Origin of the sequence: Zoogloea sp. (assembly GCF_041914405.1) — a bacterium.
Lineage (GTDB): Bacteria > Pseudomonadota > Gammaproteobacteria > Burkholderiales > Rhodocyclaceae > Zoogloea.
In genome coordinates this window covers 1-20,367 of sequence record NZ_JAYSDK010000026.1, presented here as the reverse complement: position 1 = coordinate 20,367, position 20,367 = coordinate 1, and the positions used below count along the sequence as shown (strand labels likewise).

The window sequence follows — 20,367 nt, the reverse complement described above, 5'->3', positions numbered from 1 at the left end:
ATTCTCCCGAACGGCAAGCGACCTTGCGGGTCACGGCGCCGGATTCGTGAACTGCAGGTGAATCGCTTCCACGCCGGCCACCACGACTTCCGGCAAGCTCAGCTCTGCAGCCCGCAGATTGGCCTCGAGTTGTGCGACGGAGGTTGCCCCGAGGATGGTGCTACCCACCAGCGGCTGGGAGGCCACGAAGGCGATCGCCAGCTCGGTGCACGTCAAGCCGTGCTGGCGAGCGAGATCAACATAGGCTGCTACCGCCGGGCGCACATTGGGCTTGTCGTAGCGCTGGCCGAAACCAGGGAAAAGGGAAATGCGGCCGGAAGCTGCCGGGTCTTCCAGATACTTGCCCGTCAAGTGCCCGAAAGCCAGAACGGAATAAGGCAGCAGGCTGACCTTCTCACGAAAGCACACCTCGGCCAGCCCCTGGTCGAAGACGCGATTGAGCAAGCTGTACGCATTCTGGATCGTAACGACGCGCGGCAGCCCCAGCTCGTCAGCCAGGCGCAGGAACTCCATCACGCCCCAGGGGTGTTCGTTGGACAGCCCCACATAGCGGATCTTGCCCTCGCGGACGAGTTCTCCGAGAACCTCGAGTTGCTCGCGGATCGGCGTCGCGGCACGCTCGGCGGCCGGGTCGAAGCGCCACTGCCCGAACATCGGCTGGTTACGGGCCGGCCAGTGCAACTGGTACAGGTCAATGTAATCGGTGCCGAGCCGCCGCAGGCTGCCTTCCAGCGCCGTCCGGATGTTGTCCCGGTCGAGCGCCTGCGGTCCGCCACGGATCCAGCCCATGCCCCGCGCGGGACCGGCCACCTTGGTCGCCAGCACAACCTTGTCACGAGCCTGCCCCTTGAGCCATGAGCCGACGATGGACTCCGTCGCACCATAGGTCTCGGCCTGGGGTGGCACCGGGTACATTTCCGCCGTATCGATGAAGTTCACGCCGCGCGCAAACGCGGCATCGAGCTGAGCATGCCCTTCCGCCTCGCTATTCTGCCGGCCAAAGGTCATCGTCCCGAGGCAGACGGGCGACACCTGCAGGTCGCTGTTCCCCAGCCTTCGATATTCCATGAAATCACTCCCAAACCCGGCCAAGAAACGGCTCCGGCGCGATGATCGGTTATCATCCGCCACCAGTCGGCCCGCCCGCCACACCGGGAAATGACGCTGGCGGCCACTGAGTATTCCGGAATTCTACACATCCATCCTGCAACGACGCTCACCCAGTATTCATGTTGCCTGTCAACCAGCCCCACCCGGCGCTCGGCGTCCTCGTTCAATGCCGGCCCGGTTTTGAAGCCGATGCCGCCCAGGAACTCCAGGCCGAAGGCCGACGCCTCACCGGCCGGATCGAGACGCGCAACAACAGCGGCTTCGTCTATCTAGCCCTGGACACGCCAGCTCCCCACGACGAAATACGGCGCCGCCTCGACATCGCACGGCTGATCTTTGCCCGCCAGGCCTTCCAGGTGCTGGCGATCATCGACGATCTGCCGGAGCGCGACCGGCTGACACCCCTGAAGGAAGCCATCGAGTCCTTCGGCGAACGCTTTTCTGAGTTGCTGCTGGAAACCCCAGACACCAATGATGGCAAGGAGCAATCGGGCTTCCTGAAACGCTTCGGCCCCCTGCTGCAGAACGCGCTCAACGAGGCCGGCCTGCTACGCCCCGACACGCCCCATCTGCCGCGGCTGCACCTATTCCTCGTCGGCAACCGCCAGGCCTGGCTCGGCCTCAGCATGCCCAGCGAGTCGTCTCCCTGGCCGATGGGCATTCCGCGCCTACGCATGCCGAAAGAGGCACCGAGCCGCTCCACCCTCAAACTGGCCGAGGCGATTCTCACGCTACTGACACCGGACGAACAGAAGACCACCCTTCGCGCCGGCCTGCAGGCCGTCGACCTGGGCGCCTCGCCCGGCGGCTGGAGCTGGCAGTTGGCCAGCCGGGGGCTGCGGGTCACCGCCATTGACAACGGCCCCCTAGCCCCGTCCGCGCTGGCCACCGGACTCATCACCCACCAGCGGGCCGACGGCTTCACCTGGCGCCCGAAGAAGCCCGTCGAGTGGATGGTCTGCGACATGGTCGAACAGCCTTCGCGCATTGCGCCGCTGATGGCGGAATGGATCGCCAGCGGACGCTGCCGGCACACCATTTTCAACCTCAAGCTGCCGATGAAGCGTCGGCAAGAGGAAGTCGAGCGCTGCCGCGCCCTCATCGACCAGCGCCTGCGCCCGGCCGGCATCAAATATACATTGCGAATCAAACACCTCTATCACGACCGGGAAGAAGTTACCTGCTATCTGACGCGGCGCTGAGGGCGCGCCGATGTATAATGACTGCCTACTTAAATGGTGCGGTGCACTAAACCCGCCGTACCGCGATCGTGATCAAATCCATGTCGTTTTCCGAACTCGGGCTCATCCCTGAAATCCTGCAGGCCGTCACCGACGCCGGCTACACCGAACCCACTCCAATCCAGCGCCAGGCGATTCCCGTCGTCCTCGCCGGACACGATGTCATGGGCGGCGCCCAGACGGGTACCGGCAAGACCGCTGGCTTCACGCTGCCGCTGCTCAACCGCCTGGCCCGCCATGCCAGCACCTCGACCAGCCCAGCGCGCCATCCGGTTCGCGCCCTGATCCTGGCGCCGACGCGCGAGTTGGCCATGCAGGTCTTCGAGTCGGTCAAGATGTACTCCAAGCACCTGCCCCTGCGCAGCACCTGCATTTACGGCGGCGTCGACATGAACCCGCAGATCCAGGAGCTTCGCCGTGGCATCGAGATCGTCGTAGCAACGCCGGGCCGCCTGCTCGACCACGTCCAGCAGAAGACCATCGCCCTCGGCCAGGTCGAGTTCCTGATCCTCGACGAAGCCGACCGTATGCTCGACATGGGTTTCATCCCGGACATCCGCCGCATTCTCGCCCTGCTGCCCAGCAACCGCCAGAGCCTGCTGTTCTCTGCGACCTTCTCGGATGAGATCAAGAAGCTCGCCGACCAGATGCTGAAGAACCCGCAGCTGATCGAAGTCGCTCGCCGCAACATGGTCAGCGAGACGATCAGCCACATCGTCCACCCGGTCTCCAGCGGCCTGAAGCGTAACCTGCTGGCCCATCTGATCCGTCACGAAGACGAGGCCAACCAGGTGCTGGTTTTCGTGGACACGAAGTTCGCCTGCAGCCGGCTGGCCCACTTCCTGGAGCGCCACGAGATCTCCGCAGACGCGATCCACGGCGACAAGAGCCAGCAAGCCCGCACCGAGACCCTCGAGAATTTCAAGAGCGGCAAGGTCCGCGTGCTGGTCGCCACCGACGTGGCCGCCCGCGGACTCGACATCGAGGACCTGCCGTCGGTGATCAATTTCGAACTACCACACACAGCGGAAGACTACGTCCACCGCATCGGCCGAACCGGCCGGGCCGGCAAGAAAGGCAAAGCCGTGTCCCTGGTCAGCGCAGAGGAACGTCACCGCCTCGCCGACATCCAGAAACTGATCAAGCTGGAAATCCGCCAGGAGGTCGTTCCCGGCTACGAGCCGGAAGTGGACTTTTTCGAAGGCGAGTCAGGCCGGCGCCGCAAAGCATCGCCCCCCGCAGCCCGCCAGCAGGCAGAAAGCAGCTCGAACGACCGCCGCAAACGTGCGGAACGCCCTGAACGCGAACGCACCGCCCCACGCAGCCGCCAGAGCCACATCGCGCCGGACGGCTTCGACTTCAGCAAGCCCTACGAGGCCACCAACCCGATCGCCCCCCAGCAAGCCACCGACACGCCCGTCTCGGCGGGGCGCGACATCCACAAGGCCCCGCGCCCCATCGCCTTCCTGCTCGGCGGCCTCGGGCGCAAGGCCTGAGCCCAAAAAACGGAAGAAACGCCCACAAGCCGGCTATACCGGTGGCGGGCGTGATCGACAGACAGACGTAAAAAAGCCCCGGAATGCCGGGGCTTTTTTACAGGTATTCTTTGGGGCGACATACCGGGATCGAACCGGTGACACCTGGAATCACAATCCAGTGCTCTACCAACTGAGCTAATGCCGCCACTGATGTCAGGGATTTTTGCCGTATCCCCCGAGGGACATATAAACTCGGCGCAATCCTAGCAAAAAGGCCAACCTCCAGGATTGGCCTAAATGCTTGTTTCTTATGGTGCCGCTGACCGGAATCGAACTGGTGACCTTCGCATTACGAATGCGCTGCTCTACCGACTGAGCTACAGCGGCTCCAAGAAGTCGATAATTATATACATGAAGTTTATGCGGCGCAAGCGAAAATTGCACCGCATAGCTCACATTCCAACCAGCAGGCCATTACTCGCGGATGATCCGCCAGTTGACCACACGGGGATCTCCAGCCTCGGCAACGGTCTGCTCAAAGACCACCAGTTTCCCCTGCGCCGTGGTCCCAACGATGACGATCCTGTTGCCCAGGCGTACCAGCTGCATCCCCGTCAGGCCATCGCTTCCTTCCAGATATTGCACTGGGGAACCGACGCCACCAACCGTCGTATACAGAACCGATTGCCCCGTCCCATAGCTTACGGAGTAAGTACGCGAGGTTCCGGTGACATTGCAAGGATCATTGTTGAGGAGCGACCCCGTCCAGCTCAGGACACCGTCAAAGGTCTGCAGGCCGACGATGATGCGCTCATGCACACTTCCCGAAACGCCCGTCAGATCGTAATACCAGCCCATCGGGGCGGACGCATCAAGCTTGGCCCCTTCGATCAGGTTCGTCACCTTGTTCATCGCCGATCGAGTGGCAGGGAAGCTCCCGCCAGCAGGAAAGGACATCTGGTAACTCTCGTCGCCATATGCCGTGCTGCGCGTGCCATCACGAATTGCATAAACGGTCTGAACCTGCGAATTGCCCTGATCTTCCGATGCAAGCAGGCGGCCGGTTCCCACAAAGACGTAGCGCTTCAGGTCATCGGCCGAATATTCGACCCGCGGAATCGCCGTGACCGCCTGCGCCGTACCATCAGGCGCCTTCAGCGAAGCGATCTTCGTCGGATCCGGCACCGCATTCGTCTTGCTCGTGAAGTCGAAACGCCAGACGCTCCCATTCAGGTCACCGCCGTATACATAATCGACCGTGTAATCCTGGTAATTAGACGTGAAACCGGCGATCTGGGCCAGGCCAGACGGTTCGGCCGCCGTACCTTCGGTCGTGTAAACCGCTTGCAGCAACGCGCCATTCGTCGGATTCACGACATACAGCACGCCCTTGCCCGCGTTTGGACCGGTGGTATTGTTGTAACCACCAGTGAGCAGTACCACCCATCCCCATTTGGCGGTCTTAACGATCAGCGGCTGGCCAAAGCTGAACCCCATATCCGGATCAGAGAATTCCCACAACACCTTGCTGGCCGCATCGACCTCGGTCATCGAGGATGAAATGCTGGTGACGTCCACACCGATATAACTCCGTCCGCCTTTGCCCTCCCCGACCACCAGCAGGGTGCGCCAGTCGAAGCTTCCCTGATCGCCAGCGACAGTGCCGCCGGCCCGGGCAAAATCGATGCTGCGCACCTCTGGCGTCGCATTCATGTAATAGCGGTGTGCGTACGTCGGACGGGCCAGGGCCTGGATGCCGCTGGTTTCCGGGACGTCGTCAGGCCCGGCGTATAGCGAGTAAGGCACGACGGCGAACAGTTCATTGCCTGCATTGGAGGTGTTGCTGGCATCGAAGGCATGCAGCATGCCGTCGTTTGCACCAACATAGACAACCGGAGTCCGATTTGCCTTGCTCGTCACGAACTGGCTATAGCCCGGATTGTAGGCGTCCCCGTACCCCTCTCCTGGCGCGCCAACATACACGACCTGGGAGTCCACAATGTCGCCGAGCAGGCTTTCCCGCTGCCTGTAGAGGTTGGTCACAGAGGCAGTCGATTCATACGTGCGGTCGCCACGCAGGTAGTTCAGCACCCGCTGGCCATCCACATCATCACCCGACGGCGTGACGGACGTCTTGCTGAGGTTGAGCTTCTGCGTGGCGCCCAGACTGGCAAATCGGAAAGGCACAGCCTTAAGGTTGGACGCCGATACCGCCTTGGATTCGTCCTTGAGCGCCAAGGTCGCGATCTTGCGGGCACTGTCCCAGCCTGACCCTGCGGCCAGCGCCCCGAGCTTGGTGGCCGCACTCCACAGGGTGCTCGTCACCGGTTGGTTGTTGTTGTCGAATGAGGTGATCGCCGATGCCGTGACATCCCCCTTCCAGGTCGAGGCGTCATAGGTACCCTGATACGAGTTCCCCCCCCCCGCCGCCACGTTCAGCTGCGGAGAAGACAGCGCGGACCCTGCACCGGTACCACTGCCCGATGCAATGCTCTTGAAAGCGCTCTGCAGACCGGCAACCATCGCATCGGGCGAACTGGCAGGATAATAATTGGTGGGTAGGGTAACCGCCGTCTTGTTGTTACCGGTATCCGTGTAAGTTCGAGCCGGTGCCCCCGCGGCAGTCTTCTCGTACCAGCTATCCTTGGCCGCGTCGAAAAGCCCGATCGAACCATCAGGCTTCGTGTAGCCGCCGTATTTCGTCGCCAGCCAGTACTGGTCGTTCAACAGTTTTGGAATGCTCGGCTCGAGAACGTCCATCCAGTAGGTACTGATGTTCTGGGTTCCAGCGAGATCCGTCCGGATGTCGCTGGAATGGGCGTAGTAGGCGATCCCCGCAATCAGGTAGCCGTTGTCAGTGCCGCCCCCCTGGGCCGTCACCCCCAGATTGCCCCCCAGCCCCTCGAGTACGCCGACGGCATTGGTCCACTCTACGGCTGTTTTCAGGGAGCCCATGTCGGCATCCACGCCCGAGGCCGGCGCGCTTGCCCCGGAGAGGTTCTTCAGATCGTACTGGGAGTGAGTGTCGCCAATGCCGACGATGTAATTCTTCTTACAGGAAAGGGGGCCGGCCGACGGATACTTGGCATCAACAGCAGGATCATTCCAAGTCTCGAAAACGGGAAAATTATCGCGCAGCTGGGTATTGAGTCCCGATATGTAAGACGGGGTTGGTGTCAGTGCCTTGAAATACTTGACCACCTCAGCATAAAGCTCACTGACCGGATCGTAATACTTATATAGCCCCTTATCCTGACCAAATCGGTTCAGGTAATTGATTGTCCCGCTGTATTTCACCCCCTGATCGGCACCGGTACCATAGGGATCATCAGGAAAAGCACCTGTAGGCAAAATCTCCGAGGCGATCGATTGGAGCTTCGCCCTCAAAACGCCACCATCCTTATTGGGATTAGTGACACCATTTGCGTCCTTATCAGTCGCCGTGAACAACCCCAGATAGCCAAATGCACCGAAATACATCTTGTCCCGGTACTTCTGAATCAGGCCCACTGGCTTCCAGACCGTCTTCGAGCCATCGCCACTGACATACTTCTGACAATTTATCTCCAGCAGGGAGACGCCATTCACCTTTTCATCGCGGCAGACCTCCACGCGCACATCGAACATCTTGCACGGGTATTTTGTATTTTTTGTACACGCATTATTGTCTTCAACATTGAGCGCAGCCCCGCTCGTTCCGTTACTCCCATCCGGCCACTTCGACGACGACAACAGACCAAAGCGGACCTGCACCCCTTCTCCGCCGTTACGAATACCGAGGGTGCCCGTCGTCACCCCGGTTGCAGCTGTGTCGGTATATTTGGCGAGGTCCGTGCTACCAAGGCTCCGGTCGATAAAGTTACTCGTCAGATAGCTGCCTTGCTTGGACGCATAGGCTCGTTCAAGTATCGTCGCCCCATAAGGCGCCACTCCCGGTGCCTGGTCGAAAGTCTTAGGCTCGTCATAAGACCGAAGACCGCCAGTAAGGGCCCAACGAAAGGTATCAATACCCTGCATTGTGGCCCAGTTCATGAAATTGCCACTCCATCGACCATTTTTTCCGGCACAGGAGTAAAGGGCGGCAGCCGTCGTGAAATCGGCCGGCTTGAAATAATTCCCCTTGACTGCATCAGAAACGTACTGGTAACACTTTTCAGGGTCAAAATAGCCCAAATACTTTTTTGATCCCTGGAAAGTATCATCCGTGCCCTTGTAGGCCCGCGTAATAGCAGTCGGGAACTCCACGGACAGGGCCAGCATCACGTTGGCAGGCACGTCTGCCACACGAACCGGCTGGTCGGCCAGCGGTGTCTTTGCAGCCGACACAGGCCCCGTGCCCAGACAGGCGAGTACTCCGCTCAGAACAACCGACGCGAAACGACGCCGGCGCAAAGCCCACGTTTTCATTTCCTGCATTCCTCTCTGATTCATCATTTCACGCGCGTCGTCACGATTGCCTGCGCATAGGTCTGGGTATTGCGCGGACCGTCGCTGCGGACGGTGATGCGGTACAGGGGCAAGGAAACAGCCCCGATCGGACTGTTGCGGGTATCACCACCAACCTGCACTCGGTCGGAGACCGCGCACACATTCTCGTTGGAGGGGCCGAAATCGGTACACATCCGCTCGATCAGGAAACGGATGAGACTGCCATCCTTCTTGCCGAGGACCGAGTCGACGGGCTTTATCGTCGAAAACTTGGCATCGAAAGTCGCCGCATCCGCCATGATGACCGGGATCCCGTTGGCGTCAGTTTCCAGCAGGCGCGGGGAGTAATTCATTGCAAACCATTTGGCGGCATCGGTGCATGCGCCCGCGGCACAACCGGCATTCGAATCCGCATAAGTGGAAAAATTCGCGGACTTCATTACCTTGAACGCCTCGTTCAGTCCGATCGTCGAGCGATTCACGGTATCGCGCTTGAAAGCCAGGTTGCCCGACAGCAGCGCCGAGGTGTCGACGGAGCGCAGCAAGGCGACGCCCCCAAGCATCATCACGACCAGCACCACCAGCACGATGGCGAGCACGGCCCCCGTCGAGCGGGACGGTTTCTGAAAGCGGAAATTGCGCGGAAATGGAGCCATGACAGGACCTAGGATTTCGGGATGGACTTCATGTTGCGCAGCGGAACGACCCAGTCGAACACCTGGTACACATAGAGTTGGTCCGTGCCGGACAGATCCCGCGTCACCTTCTTGCTGTCGCCCAGATCCTGGAACAGCACCAGTTGCGTGGTCTTGGCATCGGCCGTGGTGGCACGAGACGAGCGCAGCACAACGCCGACCCGGATGGCCTTGATCTGATCGATTTTCTGCTGGGTGACCGCCTTGCCGTCCATCAGATCGCTTACGTCCCAGCCGGCGGCGGACGGCGACACCCATTCGTCGATCACGTTGTCATTGGCGAGACCACCGTTCGCACCATTGTCCAGCCCATAAAGCGCCTTCAGCAGCACGACGTTCTCACCGAAGGCCTGCACCCCTCGCCGCTGCAGCAGATCAAACTCAACGAGCTCGCTGTTGGCGTTGATACCCAGCAGCGAGAACACAGGATTGGCCTCCCGGCCCAGGTGGAAGGCCGAGGGACTGTTGGTCGTCGATGCCAGCAGGCCATAGGACGACGCAGCCGCATTCAGCTTGACCACCGTGTATGAGGCTGGCGCAACGACTGCAGCGGCGGCCGGAATGACCTTGAGTCCGAGCGACGCATTGGTGACCGGCGTTCCGTTGGAAAAGTCGCTGGCCGCCTGCACGATCTGGCAGTCACCGGGCTTGTCCACCTCCATCGGCACAGACAGGAAGAGATCATCGACAGGCTGCCCTGCGGTCTTCAGGCCAAAGCCGATAGTGTTCTTGAAGGACATGAAAGTGCCCTGCTTCTCGAGGTCCGACGCGTAAGGCATGTCACGGTTGCCGGCCGGCGAGCCACCGGCCATTACGACGATCAGATCCGAGCCTGCATTGCCGCCGTTCTTGATGCCCACCGGCAGCACCCGCACCGTCCCTGGAAATGCAGCGAAGGGCTCAGGAAACGACGCGGCGGGGAGCAGCTGCGTATTCGCCCGCGTGGCCTTCAGGGTACAGCCCCACACGTTGCGTCCCTGCACAAAGGATGCCCCGGCCTCCTCGAGCAGCACCTCCAGACGGTTCCCGACGATGGACGCCGACTGCACGACATCCGCGGTTCCACCAAGGGTGCGACGGAAAGACTCGCTCGCAGAGAACGACCTCAGGACGATCAGCGAGGCAATCATGCCAACGGCCAGACCGACCATTACCTCGACGAGGCTGATGCCCCTTGAACGCCGCGCGGCAGGCTTGCGTAAAACGGTATGCGGAGACATGCGCGCTTCCTAGAAAAGCATGGCGGTAGTGGTGTAGGAACCCTTGACCTCGCTGGCCTTGGCGTTCTTGTCCACCACCCCGGGGTTCGTCCATTCGATGGTCAGCACAGCGACCAGGGTCTGGGAGGTGTAGGACGGCGGCGACCAGTCAATCGTCACCGTCGCATTCGGCAGATAGCTCCCGCCTAGCACCCGGTCCTTGTACCAGGCCTTGAACTTGGCCCCGCCCTGCGCGTAGTCGGACCTCACCTTGGAGAGATCCGAGGTAGCCATCTTGGCCATCAGCTCATCGGCCAGCAACGCGGCCTCGGCGCGAAAGCGGCTATCCGTCGCAATCTTGGTGGATGCAGCCTGGAAGCCGACCATCCCGAGCACGCCCAGCGAGAAGATCAACAGGGCCACAAGGGCTTCGAGCAGGACAAAACCTCGTGCTTGCTTGGTCACGGCGGCGCTCCAATCAAGGTTTCGGACAGCGGTCCAGCGACACCAGCGGTGCGCAGGCGGCCGGAGTGCCGGACGTGGCCGAGGGGTCGCACATCTTCACGCCCCCCCCTGGCGTCACGAAAACGCACAGGGCACGGTCGGCCCCCGTCCGGCTGATCCGGTAGATCTGGTATTCGGTCAGGGCCACACCCTTGATGTTCGAACCTCGCCCGGTACCGCTGAAGACCACGCTGGCCGGCCCGCTGATCGAAAGGTCGGGTGCGACCTCGGACATCGACTGCGCATTGACATACGCAAGCTTGGTATCCGCAAGTGGGCTGAAGGTACTGTCGAGCACACGCACCGCCCAGTTTGCGCCATTGCCCGCCGCACTGATCGAAGAGATCGAGGCTACCGAAGGCTTGTCGTTGGTCAGCAGGAACTCGACCCGTGCATTACGGCGGATCGCTTCTGCTTCCGCCTGACGCAACCCGTTCTGGATGACCTCGGCCCCCACCGTCACCGAGTTGCGCAGCAGCCAGTCCCGCATGGACGGTATCCCCACGGCCATCAGGATGCCAAGGATGGTCACCGTGACCATCAGTTCAAGCAAGGTGGTTCCGCGCTGTGGCCGGCGGCCGTCCCGCATCAACATGAGGTCACTCCCTTGGCCATCAGCCAGCAGGACTGGGAGGCCCCGACGGACGGCGTCTTGGAAGACTTTTCCCCCGCCTGGTTGATGGCATAGCTGTAGCCGTCCATGCCCTTGGCCGACAGTCCCGTCGCGGTGATCGTGAAAGTCGTCTGGGAACAGTCGGTCAAGGCAACCGAAAACGCGGTATCCGCGAACAGGCCGGTAAAGATGTCCGGACAGGTCGCGTTACCCATCGCGGCCTCATAGGTACGCGTGGTGTTGAAATACTGCTCCATCCGCACCTTGGCCTCGGACAGGGCCTCGGTGCCCTGGGCAATCTTTCCGCGAATGATATGGTCCGTGTATGAGGGAATCGCAACGGCTGCAAGAATGCCGACGACCGCCACGACGATCATCAGCTCAAGCAGGGTCATGCCTTTTTCATGCTTCATCAATCCATCTCCTTTGATCGTACGATGGCATAACCGGAAGTGTGGCGCGAGGGTCTATCGACAAGCGGCCTCGGGCTACCGACAAACGGATATGAGTTCGCCCGCGCACAGCACTAAAGTGCGAACCTAATCAGTCATGGCCACCTCTTACGTGCCCTCCGCCGGCCTCCTCGCCCCCCCGTTCCACCGTCTCGGCCTCGCCCTCATCCTGTCGGCGCTGGCTCATCTGGTCGCCCTGTCGGCCTTCACCTTGGGTGGGGACCGGCGCCTGCCGGAGAGTGATGCAACGGCGCCTCCAGCGCTGTCGGCTACGTTGGTCGGGCACGGCGCAGAGGCGCAAACCGGCACGCCCCCCCCCACCTCGTCGCATCCCGGCACAACCGCCGACATCCCGCCCTCCCCAAATGCCGGCGACCCTCCCCTGCCGGCCGCCTCTGCCAATGCCGGCGACGACGACACTACAGCCCCGGCAGCCGCCGTGGAAGCGACAAGCGCCCAAGCTCCCGCCGCCTCCCGGCATATTGCCGCACGCTTCATTCCAGTCGCCGAGCTCACCCGTGCCCCACAGCTGATCAGTTATGTGGACGAAAAACGTTGGCCGCGCCTGCCCGGCGTCCCGGCTGGCAGCTTCCGCCTCATGCTATCCATAGGCGCCGACGGAATCGTGAAGCAGGTTCTGCCCGACTGTGATGGAGACCTCTGCGAGGCCGCGCGGATCTACACGGAGATCGTCAGCGAATGGCGCTTCCTGCCCGGGGAAGTGCTCGGTACCCAGGTCCCCAGCCAGCTCACCCTCGAATTCCAGGTGAAGGGAGACAGCAGCTTTCCCGGCATTGATCAGCTGCCGCCGCGCCAGTAATCCGGCCGTCCAAATACCCCGCGCAGGTGGTCGATAAGCAGCCGCACGCGCAGCGGCAGGCGGCGGTTCTGCGGAAAGACAGCATAGATGCCGGTAGCTGGCGCCCCCCATTCGTCGAGCACCGACACCAGCACACCACTCGCCAGGTCACGCTCCACCTCCCACATGGAGCGCCAAGCCAGGCCGATGCCGCCGAGCGCCCATTCGTGCAGCACCGTGCCGTCATTGCACTCAAAGCGGCCTGACACCTTGACGGTCCGCGTGCGCCCCGGCACATCCAGATCGGCAAACACCCAGCCCCGCTGCGGGTCGAGGGACAGGCAATCATGGCGGGCCAGATCATCCGGAGTCTGCGGAATGCCGTTGCGGGCCAGGTAGGACGGGCTCGCCACCACCACCCGCCGGTTGTCGGCGAGACGCACCGACACCAGACTCGAATCGCTCAGCTCGCCGATGCGGATCGCGCAATCGACACCTTCGTTCACCAGATCCACCAGGCGGTCGCTGAGGTCGAGGCTGCAAGTCACCTCTGGGTTGGCAGAGAGGAAGTCACGCACTAGCGGTGCCACATGGCGCCGGCCGAAGCCTGCCGGCGCCGACACCTTGATGTGCCCGCTGGCCTTCACGCCGCCGAGGCTCACCGAGGCCTCCGCATTGGCGAGATCGTTGAGGATGCGCTGACAATCCTCCAGGAAGGCACTGCCCTCGAAGGTAAGACTCAGCTTGCGGGTGGTGCGCACCAGCAGCTTCACCCCCAGCCGCTCCTCCAGCGCGTCAATGCGCCGCCCCATCATCGCCGGCGTCACGCCCTCGGCGCGGGCCGCCGCCGATAAGCTGCCACGGGTCGCCACGCTGACGAAGGTTTCTATTTCCTTGAAGCTGCTCATTTGATACTAAAAGTAAAAAATCATTTGATTTTATTATGGCTTCTTTTTTCTTTAGTCATTAAATAAACTTCGTTCCAACGTGGTGGAGGAGACGCTGACCGAGCGGTGCCACCGGGCAAAAGCCCGGTAGAAGCGCCCCACAGCACCACCAACAACAACCGCTTTCCCGACAAGGACCTCAAGAGCATGGCGCACGCGCCCCGAATCCAGGCTGTTGCATTCGATGCCTTCGGCACGCTCTTCGACGTTTACTCGGTGGGCCTGCTGGCCGAACAGCTCTACCCGGGCAAGGGCGCCGCCCTCGCCGAGCTGTGGCGCATCAAGCAGATCGAATACAGCTTCATCCGCACCCTGTCCGGCCGCTACAAGCCCTTCTGGGACATCACCCAGGACGGCCTGCAGTACGCCGCCGCCAAGCTCGGGCTGGAGCTCGACGCCCAGCGTCGCACCCAGCTGATGAACCAGTACGCCTGCCTGTCGCCGTTTCCGGAGAACCTGGGCGCGCTGCGCACCCTCAAGGAAGCCGGCGTCCCCACCGCCATCCTGTCCAACGGCACGCCGGAGATGCTGCAGGTCGCCGTCAAGAGCGCCGGCATGCACGGCCTCTTCGACCACGTGCTGTCGGTGGATGCGGTGCGCAAGTACAAGACCGCCGCCGACGCCTACGCGCTGGCTCCGCAGGCCTTCGGCTGCGCCGCCGAGCGCATCCTGTTCGTGTCGTCCAACGGCTGGGATGCAGCCGGCGCAACCTGGTTCGGCTATACCACATTCTGGATCAACCGCAGCGGCCAGCCCCTTGAGCAACTGGACGTCACCCCCACCGTCCAGGGCCGCTTGCTGACCGATGTCGTCGATTACGTGGCGCGCCACCGCGCCTGAGCAACTTCAAGTTTTTTCAACTTCTCAACCAGGAGTCATCATGAGCCTCACCCTCCCCGCCGGCATGCAGATCAATGCCCCGATTCGTCCGGGCTACGAAACCATCCTCACCCCGGAAGCCCTCGAGCTGGTCGCCAAGCTGCACCGCGCTTTCGAAGGCCGCCGCCAGGAACTGCTGAAGGCCCGTGTCGAGCGCCAGGCCCGCATCGACGCCGGTGAAATGCCCGACTTCCTGCCGGAAACCAAGCACATCCGCGAAGGCGACTGGAAGGTCGCCCCGGTGCCCGCCGCGCTGCAGTGCCGTCGCGTCGAGATCACCGGCCCGGTCGAGGCCAAGATGATCATTAACGCCTTCAACTCCGGCGCTGACTCCTACATGACCGACTTCGAGGACTCCAACTCCCCGAACTGGGACAACCAGCTCCAGGGCCAGGTGAACCTCTACAAGGCGATCCGCCGCGAACTGTCCTTCAAGAACGAAGCCGGCAAGGAATACAAGCTCAACGACAAGATCGCCACCCTGCAGATCCGTCCGCGCGGCTGGCACCTCGACGAGAAGCACGTGCTGGTCGACGGCCAGCGCGTTTCCGGCGGCCTGTTTGACTTCGGTCTGGTCTTCTTCCACAACGCCAAGGAACAGATCGCCCGCGGCGCCGGCCCCTTCTACTACCTGCCGAAGATGGAATCCCATCTGGAAGCCCGCCTGTGGAACGACATCTTCGTGATGGCCCAGGACCACGTCGGCCTGCCGCAGGGCACCATCAAGGCCACCGTGCTGGTCGAAACCATTCTCGCCACCTTCGAGATGGAAGAAATCCTGTACGAACTGCGCAACCACTCCGCCGGCCTGAACGCCGGTCGCTGGGACTACATCTTCTCCTGCATCAAGAAGTTCAAGAAGAACAAGGACTTCTGCCTGGCCCAGCGCGGCGCCATCACGATGGAAGTGCCCTTCATGCGTTCCTACGCGCTGGCTCTGGTGCAGGCCTGCCACAAGCGCGGCGCGCCGGCCATGGGCGGCATGTCGGCCCTGATCCCGATCAAGGGTGACCCGGAAGCCAACGAAAAGGCCCTCGCCGGCATCCGCCACGACAAGACCCGCGACGCCAACGACGGCTTCGACGGCGGCTGGGTGGCTCACCCGGGCCTGGTGCCGATCGCCATGGAAGAGTTCGTCAAGGTGCTGGGCGACAAGCCGAACCAGTTCGAGAAGCAGGTCGAAGGCTCCTTCGGCCCGGCCCAGTGGCTGGACTTCCGTCCCACCACCCCGATCACCGAAGCCGGCCTGCGCAACAACATCAACGTCGGCATCCACTACCTCGGCTCCTGGCTGGCCGGCAACGGCTGCGTGCCCATCCACAACCTGATGGAAGACGCCGCCACCGCCGAAATCTCCCGCTCGCAAGTGTGGCAGTGGGTGGTTTCGCCGAAGGGCATCCTCGACGACGGCCGCAAGGTCACCGTTGAGATGGTCCGTCCGATGATTGCCGAAGAACTGGCCAAGGTGAAGGCCACCGTCACCGCCCAGGGCGAAGACACCGCCACCTACGACCAGGCCGCCGAGATCTTCGACAAGATGTCGCTGACCCCGGACTACCCGGAATTCCTGACCCTGCCGCTGTACGAGGCGATGGAATAAGCGGAGCCTGCGCTTCGATATGAAAACGGCACCCTCGGGTGCCGTTTTTTATTCCACGCTCGAAAGCAACGCCGTGATCCGATCTGGGTCCGCGCCACTCACACGGACCCGCTTGCTGCGCGACGTCTCCCCACTGACCAGCTCCACCGCGGATTTCGACACGCGGCAGGCCTTGGCCAGAAAGGCGATCAGTGCCGCGTTGGCCTTGCCGTCCACCGGCGGCGCGGCGAGGCGGATCTTGAGGGCTTCGCCGTGCAGGCCGACGAACTCGGTCTTCTTGGCCCCGGGCTGGATGTGCAGCATCAGCGTCACGCTGCCATCGGCAGCCCGGTTCAGCCAGCTCATGCTCAGGCCAGCCCGATCAGCATGTACTTGCCCATCGCCAGCGCGCTGAGCAGCACCTGGAGGAGGAGCAACAGCGCGATCGGAGTCAGGTCCACCCCGCCGATCGCCGGGATGACGCGGCGGAACGGCCGCAGGAAAGGCTCGGCCAGCGCGTTGATGACGCCCGCCATCGGCGCGTAGGGATTGACCCACGACAGGATGGCTGACATCAGCACCACACCCATCAGCAGATACAGCGCCGCCTTGATGGTCTCGAGCAGGCCGACGCTCCACATCACCACCAGCAGGCTGAGGGGGTCGGCCAGGCCGATGATGCCGCGCACCCACAGGGTGATGAAGACCACCAGGGTCTGCACGATCCAGGCCGGCAGCAGGCTGGCAAGATCCAGCCCGAACAGGCCCGGGATGATGCGCCGCAACGGCACCACCGCCCAGTCGGTGGTGGCCAGCACGAAATTGCCGATCGGGTTGCGGAAGGAAATCCGCTGCCACTGCATCACGAAGCGCGCCAGCAGCACGCCGGAAAGCAGACTACCGAGGGTTTCGACGATGGTCAGGAACAGGTTTCCGAGCATGGCCGGCTCCGCGCTCAGTCGCGGCCGAGCTGTTCGCCCAGCTCACGGCCGCGGGCCTCGGCGGCGGCCACCGCACGGGTCACGATGGCCGGAAAGCCGTCGGCGGCGAAGGAGGCCAGCGCCGCTGCGGTGGTGCCGCCCTTGGAGGTGACGCGCTCACGCAGCACCGCCGGGGATTCGTCGCTGCTAGCCGCCAGCTTGGCAGCACCGAGCACCGTGTCGATGGCCAGCTTGCGGGCCGTGTCGGCGTCGAAGCCGAGGGACTCACCGGCCGCCTGCAGGCACTCAATGAAGTGGAAGACGTAGGCCGGGCCGCTACCGGAGACGGCGGTGACGCCGTCGATCTGCGCCTCATCGGCCACCCACACCACGCTGCCGACCGCCGACAACACCTTCGCGGCCGCATCGCGGCCTTCTGCATCCACGGACGGGTCAGCAAACAGGCCGGTGATGCCGGCACCGATCAGCGCCGGGGTATTGGGCATCGCGCGCACCAGCTTGCGGTAGTCGCCCAGCCAGCGGCCGATGTCGGTCAGGCGCAGGCCGGCGGCGATGCTCACCACCACCTGTTTGCCGAGGCGGCCGGCAATCGGCGCCACGGCGGCCTTCAGCTGCTGCGGCTTGACCGCCAGCACCAGCACGTCGCAGTCCAGGGCCTGATCGTCGATGGATTCAACGGCACGCACGCCGAAGACATTCTCCAGCTTGGCGCGGCCCTCGGCCGACAGCTCGACGGCCTGCACGTCCGCCGCCTTGAAACCCTGCTTGACCAGGCCGCCGATCAGGGCCGCCGCCATGTTGCCGCCACCCAGGAAGGTGATTTTCATTGGATTCTTTCCGTCAGTTGGATTCGTAGAGGGTGAGTCAGGCGCGCGATCCGAAGATCGCCGTGCCCACGCGGACCATCGTCGAACCTTCGGCGATCGCCGCCTCCAGGTCGTCGGACATGCCCATCGACAGGGTATCGAGACCGTAGCCGGCCCCATTGAGTTCATCGCGCAGGGTCCGCAGGCTGGCAAAACGCGCCCGCTGCACCGCCACGTCGGAAGTCGGTTCGGGAATCGCCATCAGTCCGCGAAGGCGCAGGCGCGGCAAGGCCGCCACGGCCTTTGCCAGTTCCGTCAGCTCGGCCGGAGCGACACCGCTCTTGCTGTCTTCACCGCTCACATTGACCTGGATGCACACGTTGAGCGGCGGCAGATGCACGTCGCGCTGCTCGGACAGGCGCTCGGCGATCTTGAGGCGGTCGATGGAATGCACCCACGCGAAGTGATTGGCCACCAGCCGCGTCTTGTTGCTCTGCAGGGGGCCGATGAAGTGCCATTCGAGGCCGAGACCGGCCAGCGCCTCGACCTTGGCCACGCCTTCCTGCACGTAGTTCTCGCCAAAGGCCTGCTGCCCGGCGGCGGCGGCCTCGCGCACGCTATCTGCCGGCCAGGTCTTGCTCACCGCCAGCAGGCGGACTTCGGTGGGCTGGCGCCCTACCGTCTGCGCTGCCGACGCGATGCGCATGACAAGGTTTTGAAGGCGGCCGGAAATGCCTGACTTATAATCTTCCAAAGCGCGAATCTGGGCTAAAGAGGCCATTGAGTATAGCATCGGCCCTGACGCTGCCCGTTTTGTACGCTCATCCCCCTATCACCCGTAACACTGCCGCCCGCAGCGAGTCGCCACGATGGACATCACCGAACTGCTTGCTTTCACCGTCAAGAACAAGGCATCCGACCTGCATATCTCGGCCGGCCTGCCGCCGATGATCCGTGTGCACGGCGACGTGCGCCGCATCAACCTGCCCGCGCTGGTGCACAAGGACGTCCATGGCATGGTGTACGACATCATGAACGACTCCCAGCGCAAGCAGTACGAGGAACAGTTCGAAACCGACTTCTCCTTCGAGATCCCCAACCTGGCGCGCTTCCGGGTCAATGCCTTCAACCAAAACCGGGGCGCGGCGGCGGTGTTCCGGGTCATTCCGTCCAAGGTGCTGACCCTCGACGAGCTCAACTGCCCGAAGATCTTCAAGGACATCTCAACCCAGCCGCGCGGCATCGTGCTGGTCACCGGTCCGACGGGTTCCGGCAAGTCCACCACGCTGGCGGCGATGGTCGACTACATCAACGAGAACGAATACGGCCACATCCTGACCATCGAGGACCCGATCGAATTCGTCCATGAGTCCAAGCGTTGCCTGATCAACCAGCGGGAAGTCATGCGTGACACCCACTCCTTCAACGCGGCACTGCGCTCGGCCCTGCGGGAAGACCCAGACGTGGTGCTGGTCGGCGAAATGCGTGACCTGGAAACCATCCGCCTGGCGCTGACCGCAGCCGAAACCGGCCACCTGGTGTTCGGCACGCTGCACACCTCCTCGGCCGCCAAGACCATCGACCGTATCGTGGACGTCTTCCCCGCCGCCGAGAAGGACATGGTCCGCGCGATGATGTCCGAATCCCTCCGGGCAGTGATCTCGCAGACCCTGCTGAAGACCAAGGACGGCACCGGCCGGGTCGCCGCCCACGAGATCATGATCGGCACCCCGGCGATCCGCAACCTGATCCGCGAGAACAAGGTCGCCCAGATGTATTCGGCGATCCAGACAGGCCAGAATGTAGGCATGCAGACCCTCGACCAGTGTCTGGCCGACCTGGTCCGGCGCAATATCGTATCGGGCTCTGAAGCCCGCCTGCGGGCCCAGAACAAGGACAGCTTCCCGGCCTGAAGCCTTGTCGTCCCAAAACCGCAACAGCCGGCAACGCCGGTGACAGGAACGCACCATGGAACGCGATCAGGCACTCAAGTTCATGCACGACCTGCTGCGGCTGATGCTGCAGAAGAACGGCTCCGACCTCTTCATCACGGCGGGCTTCCCGCCGGCGATCAAGATCGACGGCAAGATCGTGCCCCAGTCGAACCAGCAACTCACTCACACCCACACCATGGAACTGGCACGGGTGATCATGAGCGACCGCCAGGCCCAGGAGTTCGAAGCCACCAAGGAGTGCAACTTCGCCATCTCCCCGCCGGGCATCGGCCGCTTCCGCGCCAACGCCTTCATCCAGCAGGGCCAGGTTGGCATGGTGCTGCGAACAATCCCGCAGAAGATACCGACCTTCGACGAGCTCGGCCTGCCGCCGGTGCTGAAGGACATCACCATGTCCAAGCGCGGCCTGGTGATCTTCGTCGGCGGCACCGGCACCGGCAAGACCACTTCGCTGGCGGCGATGGTGGATTACCGCAACGAGAAGAGCTACGGCCACATCATCACCGTCGAAGACCCGATCGAGTTTGTGCATGCGCACAAGAACTGCATCGTCACCCAGCGGGAAGTCGGCATCGACACCGACTCCTGGGAGCCGGCGCTGAAGAACACCCTGCGCCAGGCCCCCGACGTGATCCTGATGGGCGAAATCCGCGACCGAGAGACGATGGACTACGCCATCGCCTTTGCCGAAACCGGCCACCTTTGCCTGGCCACCCTGCACGCCAACAGCGCCAACCAGGC

19 protein-coding genes and 2 tRNA genes are annotated in these 20,367 nt (G+C 62.7%); 7 read left to right on the top strand and 14 right to left on the bottom strand.

What is annotated here, in order from left to right; all coding sequences use genetic code 11:
• Nucleotides 1-30 precede the first annotated feature (30 nt).
• Nucleotides 31-1,068 (bottom strand): NADP(H)-dependent aldo-keto reductase, encoded by a 1,038-nt coding sequence (locus ACE3RX_RS15600; protein ID WP_374485675.1) that lies wholly within the window; start codon nucleotides 1,066-1,068, stop codon nucleotides 31-33.
• Between the two features lie 161 nt (nucleotides 1,069-1,229).
• On the opposite strand from ACE3RX_RS15600, the gene rlmM reads away from it, so the two are divergent.
• Both rlmM and ACE3RX_RS15590 read left to right on the top strand, forming a co-directional pair.
• Complete coding sequence (gene rlmM, locus ACE3RX_RS15595; RefSeq protein WP_374485673.1) at nucleotides 1,230-2,312, top strand: 23S rRNA (cytidine(2498)-2'-O)-methyltransferase RlmM; 1,083 nt, start codon at nucleotides 1,230-1,232, stop codon at nucleotides 2,310-2,312.
• A gap of 80 nt (nucleotides 2,313-2,392) precedes the next feature.
• Nucleotides 2,393-3,847 (top strand): DEAD/DEAH box helicase, encoded by a 1,455-nt coding sequence (locus ACE3RX_RS15590; RefSeq protein ID WP_374485670.1) that lies wholly within the window; start codon nucleotides 2,393-2,395, stop codon nucleotides 3,845-3,847.
• 111 nt (nucleotides 3,848-3,958) lie between these two features.
• On the opposite strand, the gene ACE3RX_RS15585 is transcribed toward ACE3RX_RS15590, so the two are convergent.
• The 8 genes from ACE3RX_RS15585 to ACE3RX_RS15550 all read right to left on the bottom strand — a co-directional run bounded on the left by ACE3RX_RS15585 (nucleotide 3,959) and on the right by ACE3RX_RS15550 (nucleotide 11,681).
• A tRNA-His gene (locus ACE3RX_RS15585) sits at nucleotides 3,959-4,034 on the bottom strand.
• A gap of 106 nt (nucleotides 4,035-4,140) precedes the next feature.
• Nucleotides 4,141-4,216: transfer RNA gene (locus tag ACE3RX_RS15580), tRNA-Thr, on the bottom strand.
• Between the two features lie 87 nt (nucleotides 4,217-4,303).
• Nucleotides 4,304-8,236, bottom strand: coding sequence for a pilus assembly protein (locus ACE3RX_RS15575; protein WP_374485668.1), 3,933 nt, complete (start codon nucleotides 8,234-8,236; stop codon nucleotides 4,304-4,306).
• Between the two features lie 23 nt (nucleotides 8,237-8,259).
• Complete coding sequence (locus ACE3RX_RS15570; RefSeq protein ID WP_374485665.1) at nucleotides 8,260-8,913, bottom strand: hypothetical protein; 654 nt, start codon at nucleotides 8,911-8,913, stop codon at nucleotides 8,260-8,262.
• 8 nt (nucleotides 8,914-8,921) lie between these two features.
• Entirely contained in the window at nucleotides 8,922-10,172 is a 1,251-nt protein-coding gene (locus ACE3RX_RS15565) for a PilW family protein (RefSeq protein ID WP_374485663.1), read from the bottom strand.
• A 9-nt stretch (nucleotides 10,173-10,181) separates the two neighbouring features.
• A complete protein-coding gene (locus tag ACE3RX_RS15560) occupies nucleotides 10,182-10,616 on the bottom strand; it encodes a hypothetical protein (RefSeq protein WP_374485661.1) in 435 nt (144 codons plus the stop codon).
• A gap of 13 nt (nucleotides 10,617-10,629) precedes the next feature.
• Nucleotides 10,630-11,250, bottom strand: coding sequence for a GspH/FimT family pseudopilin (locus ACE3RX_RS15555; protein ID WP_374485659.1), 621 nt, complete (start codon nucleotides 11,248-11,250; stop codon nucleotides 10,630-10,632).
• Nucleotides 11,244-11,681 (bottom strand): type IV pilin protein, encoded by a 438-nt coding sequence (locus ACE3RX_RS15550; protein WP_374485656.1) that lies wholly within the window; start codon nucleotides 11,679-11,681, stop codon nucleotides 11,244-11,246. The genes ACE3RX_RS15555 and ACE3RX_RS15550 overlap by 7 nt, the downstream gene beginning before the upstream one ends.
• Before the next feature lie 136 nt (nucleotides 11,682-11,817).
• Here ACE3RX_RS15550 and ACE3RX_RS15545 point away from each other — a divergent pair, with 136 nt between their 5' ends.
• A complete protein-coding gene (locus ACE3RX_RS15545; RefSeq protein ID WP_374485653.1) occupies nucleotides 11,818-12,540 on the top strand; it encodes a hypothetical protein in 723 nt (240 codons plus the stop codon).
• On the opposite strand, the gene ACE3RX_RS15540 is transcribed toward ACE3RX_RS15545, so the two are convergent.
• Nucleotides 12,519-13,427, bottom strand: a complete 909-nt coding sequence (locus tag ACE3RX_RS15540) for a LysR family transcriptional regulator (RefSeq protein WP_374485649.1) — start codon at nucleotides 13,425-13,427, stop codon at nucleotides 12,519-12,521. The two genes, ACE3RX_RS15545 and ACE3RX_RS15540, sit on opposite strands and share 22 nt — an antisense overlap.
• Nucleotides 13,428-13,532: 105 nt before the next feature.
• Here ACE3RX_RS15540 and ACE3RX_RS15535 point away from each other — a divergent pair, with 105 nt between their 5' ends.
• Complete coding sequence (locus tag ACE3RX_RS15535; RefSeq protein WP_374485646.1) at nucleotides 13,533-14,306, top strand: haloacid dehalogenase type II; 774 nt, start codon at nucleotides 13,533-13,535, stop codon at nucleotides 14,304-14,306.
• Nucleotides 14,307-14,346: 40 nt separating this feature from the next.
• Complete coding sequence (gene aceB, locus ACE3RX_RS15530) at nucleotides 14,347-15,945, top strand: malate synthase A (protein ID WP_374485644.1); 1,599 nt, start codon at nucleotides 14,347-14,349, stop codon at nucleotides 15,943-15,945.
• 48 nt (nucleotides 15,946-15,993) lie between these two features.
• Here aceB and ACE3RX_RS15525 read toward each other — a convergent pair whose 3' ends face one another.
• From ACE3RX_RS15525 to ACE3RX_RS15510, 4 genes are read right to left on the bottom strand one after another with little or no spacing between them, the layout of a single operon-like run.
• The gene (locus ACE3RX_RS15525; protein ID WP_374485642.1) at nucleotides 15,994-16,290 is read right to left on the bottom strand and encodes a DUF167 domain-containing protein; all 297 of its coding nucleotides are present in this window, start codon (nucleotides 16,288-16,290) and stop codon (nucleotides 15,994-15,996) included.
• A gap of 2 nt (nucleotides 16,291-16,292) precedes the next feature.
• Nucleotides 16,293-16,865: a YggT family protein gene (locus ACE3RX_RS15520; protein ID WP_374485640.1), complete on the bottom strand. Its 573-nt coding sequence runs from the start codon at nucleotides 16,863-16,865 to the stop codon at nucleotides 16,293-16,295.
• A gap of 14 nt (nucleotides 16,866-16,879) precedes the next feature.
• Nucleotides 16,880-17,692 carry a pyrroline-5-carboxylate reductase gene (gene proC / locus ACE3RX_RS15515; protein WP_374485638.1) on the bottom strand — a complete coding sequence of 271 codons (813 nt, stop codon included), beginning with the start codon at nucleotides 17,690-17,692 and terminating at the stop codon, nucleotides 16,880-16,882.
• Between the two features lie 37 nt (nucleotides 17,693-17,729).
• A complete protein-coding gene (locus ACE3RX_RS15510; protein WP_374485636.1) occupies nucleotides 17,730-18,464 on the bottom strand; it encodes a YggS family pyridoxal phosphate-dependent enzyme in 735 nt (244 codons plus the stop codon).
• A gap of 76 nt (nucleotides 18,465-18,540) precedes the next feature.
• Between ACE3RX_RS15510 and ACE3RX_RS15505 the strand changes: the two genes are divergently transcribed.
• Both ACE3RX_RS15505 and ACE3RX_RS15500 read left to right on the top strand, forming a co-directional pair.
• Nucleotides 18,541-19,584: a type IV pilus twitching motility protein PilT gene (locus ACE3RX_RS15505; RefSeq protein WP_374485633.1), complete on the top strand. Its 1,044-nt coding sequence runs from the start codon at nucleotides 18,541-18,543 to the stop codon at nucleotides 19,582-19,584.
• 55 nt (nucleotides 19,585-19,639) lie between these two features.
• Nucleotides 19,640-20,367, top strand: a 728-nt coding sequence (locus ACE3RX_RS15500) for a PilT/PilU family type 4a pilus ATPase (RefSeq protein ID WP_374485629.1), incomplete at its 3' end; no start/stop codon positions are given.

What these genes read in the sequence shown, in the direction of transcription:
- ACE3RX_RS15600 (WP_374485675.1), bottom strand. Translation starts at nt 1,068, where the DNA reads ATGGAATATCGAAGGCTGGGGAACAGCGACCTGCAGGTGTCGCCCGTC.
- rlmM (WP_374485673.1), top strand. Translation starts at nt 1,230, where the DNA reads ATGTTGCCTGTCAACCAGCCCCACCCGGCGCTCGGCGTCCTCGTTCAA.
- ACE3RX_RS15590 (WP_374485670.1), top strand. Translation starts at nt 2,393, where the DNA reads ATGTCGTTTTCCGAACTCGGGCTCATCCCTGAAATCCTGCAGGCCGTC.
- ACE3RX_RS15575 (WP_374485668.1), bottom strand. Translation starts at nt 8,236, where the DNA reads ATGAAAACGTGGGCTTTGCGCCGGCGTCGTTTCGCGTCGGTTGTTCTG.
- ACE3RX_RS15570 (WP_374485665.1), bottom strand. Translation starts at nt 8,913, where the DNA reads ATGGCTCCATTTCCGCGCAATTTCCGCTTTCAGAAACCGTCCCGCTCG.
- ACE3RX_RS15565 (WP_374485663.1), bottom strand. Translation starts at nt 10,172, where the DNA reads ATGTCTCCGCATACCGTTTTACGCAAGCCTGCCGCGCGGCGTTCAAGG.
- ACE3RX_RS15555 (WP_374485659.1), bottom strand. Translation starts at nt 11,250, where the DNA reads ATGTTGATGCGGGACGGCCGCCGGCCACAGCGCGGAACCACCTTGCTT.
- ACE3RX_RS15550 (WP_374485656.1), bottom strand. Translation starts at nt 11,681, where the DNA reads ATGAAGCATGAAAAAGGCATGACCCTGCTTGAGCTGATGATCGTCGTG.
- ACE3RX_RS15545 (WP_374485653.1), top strand. Translation starts at nt 11,818, where the DNA reads ATGGCCACCTCTTACGTGCCCTCCGCCGGCCTCCTCGCCCCCCCGTTC.
- ACE3RX_RS15540 (WP_374485649.1), bottom strand. Translation starts at nt 13,427, where the DNA reads ATGAGCAGCTTCAAGGAAATAGAAACCTTCGTCAGCGTGGCGACCCGT.
- aceB (WP_374485644.1), top strand. Translation starts at nt 14,347, where the DNA reads ATGAGCCTCACCCTCCCCGCCGGCATGCAGATCAATGCCCCGATTCGT.
- ACE3RX_RS15525 (WP_374485642.1), bottom strand. Translation starts at nt 16,290, where the DNA reads ATGAGCTGGCTGAACCGGGCTGCCGATGGCAGCGTGACGCTGATGCTG.
- ACE3RX_RS15520 (WP_374485640.1), bottom strand. Translation starts at nt 16,865, where the DNA reads ATGCTCGGAAACCTGTTCCTGACCATCGTCGAAACCCTCGGTAGTCTG.
- proC (WP_374485638.1), bottom strand. Translation starts at nt 17,692, where the DNA reads ATGAAAATCACCTTCCTGGGTGGCGGCAACATGGCGGCGGCCCTGATC.
- ACE3RX_RS15510 (WP_374485636.1), bottom strand. Translation starts at nt 18,464, where the DNA reads ATGCTATACTCAATGGCCTCTTTAGCCCAGATTCGCGCTTTGGAAGAT.
- ACE3RX_RS15505 (WP_374485633.1), top strand. Translation starts at nt 18,541, where the DNA reads ATGGACATCACCGAACTGCTTGCTTTCACCGTCAAGAACAAGGCATCC.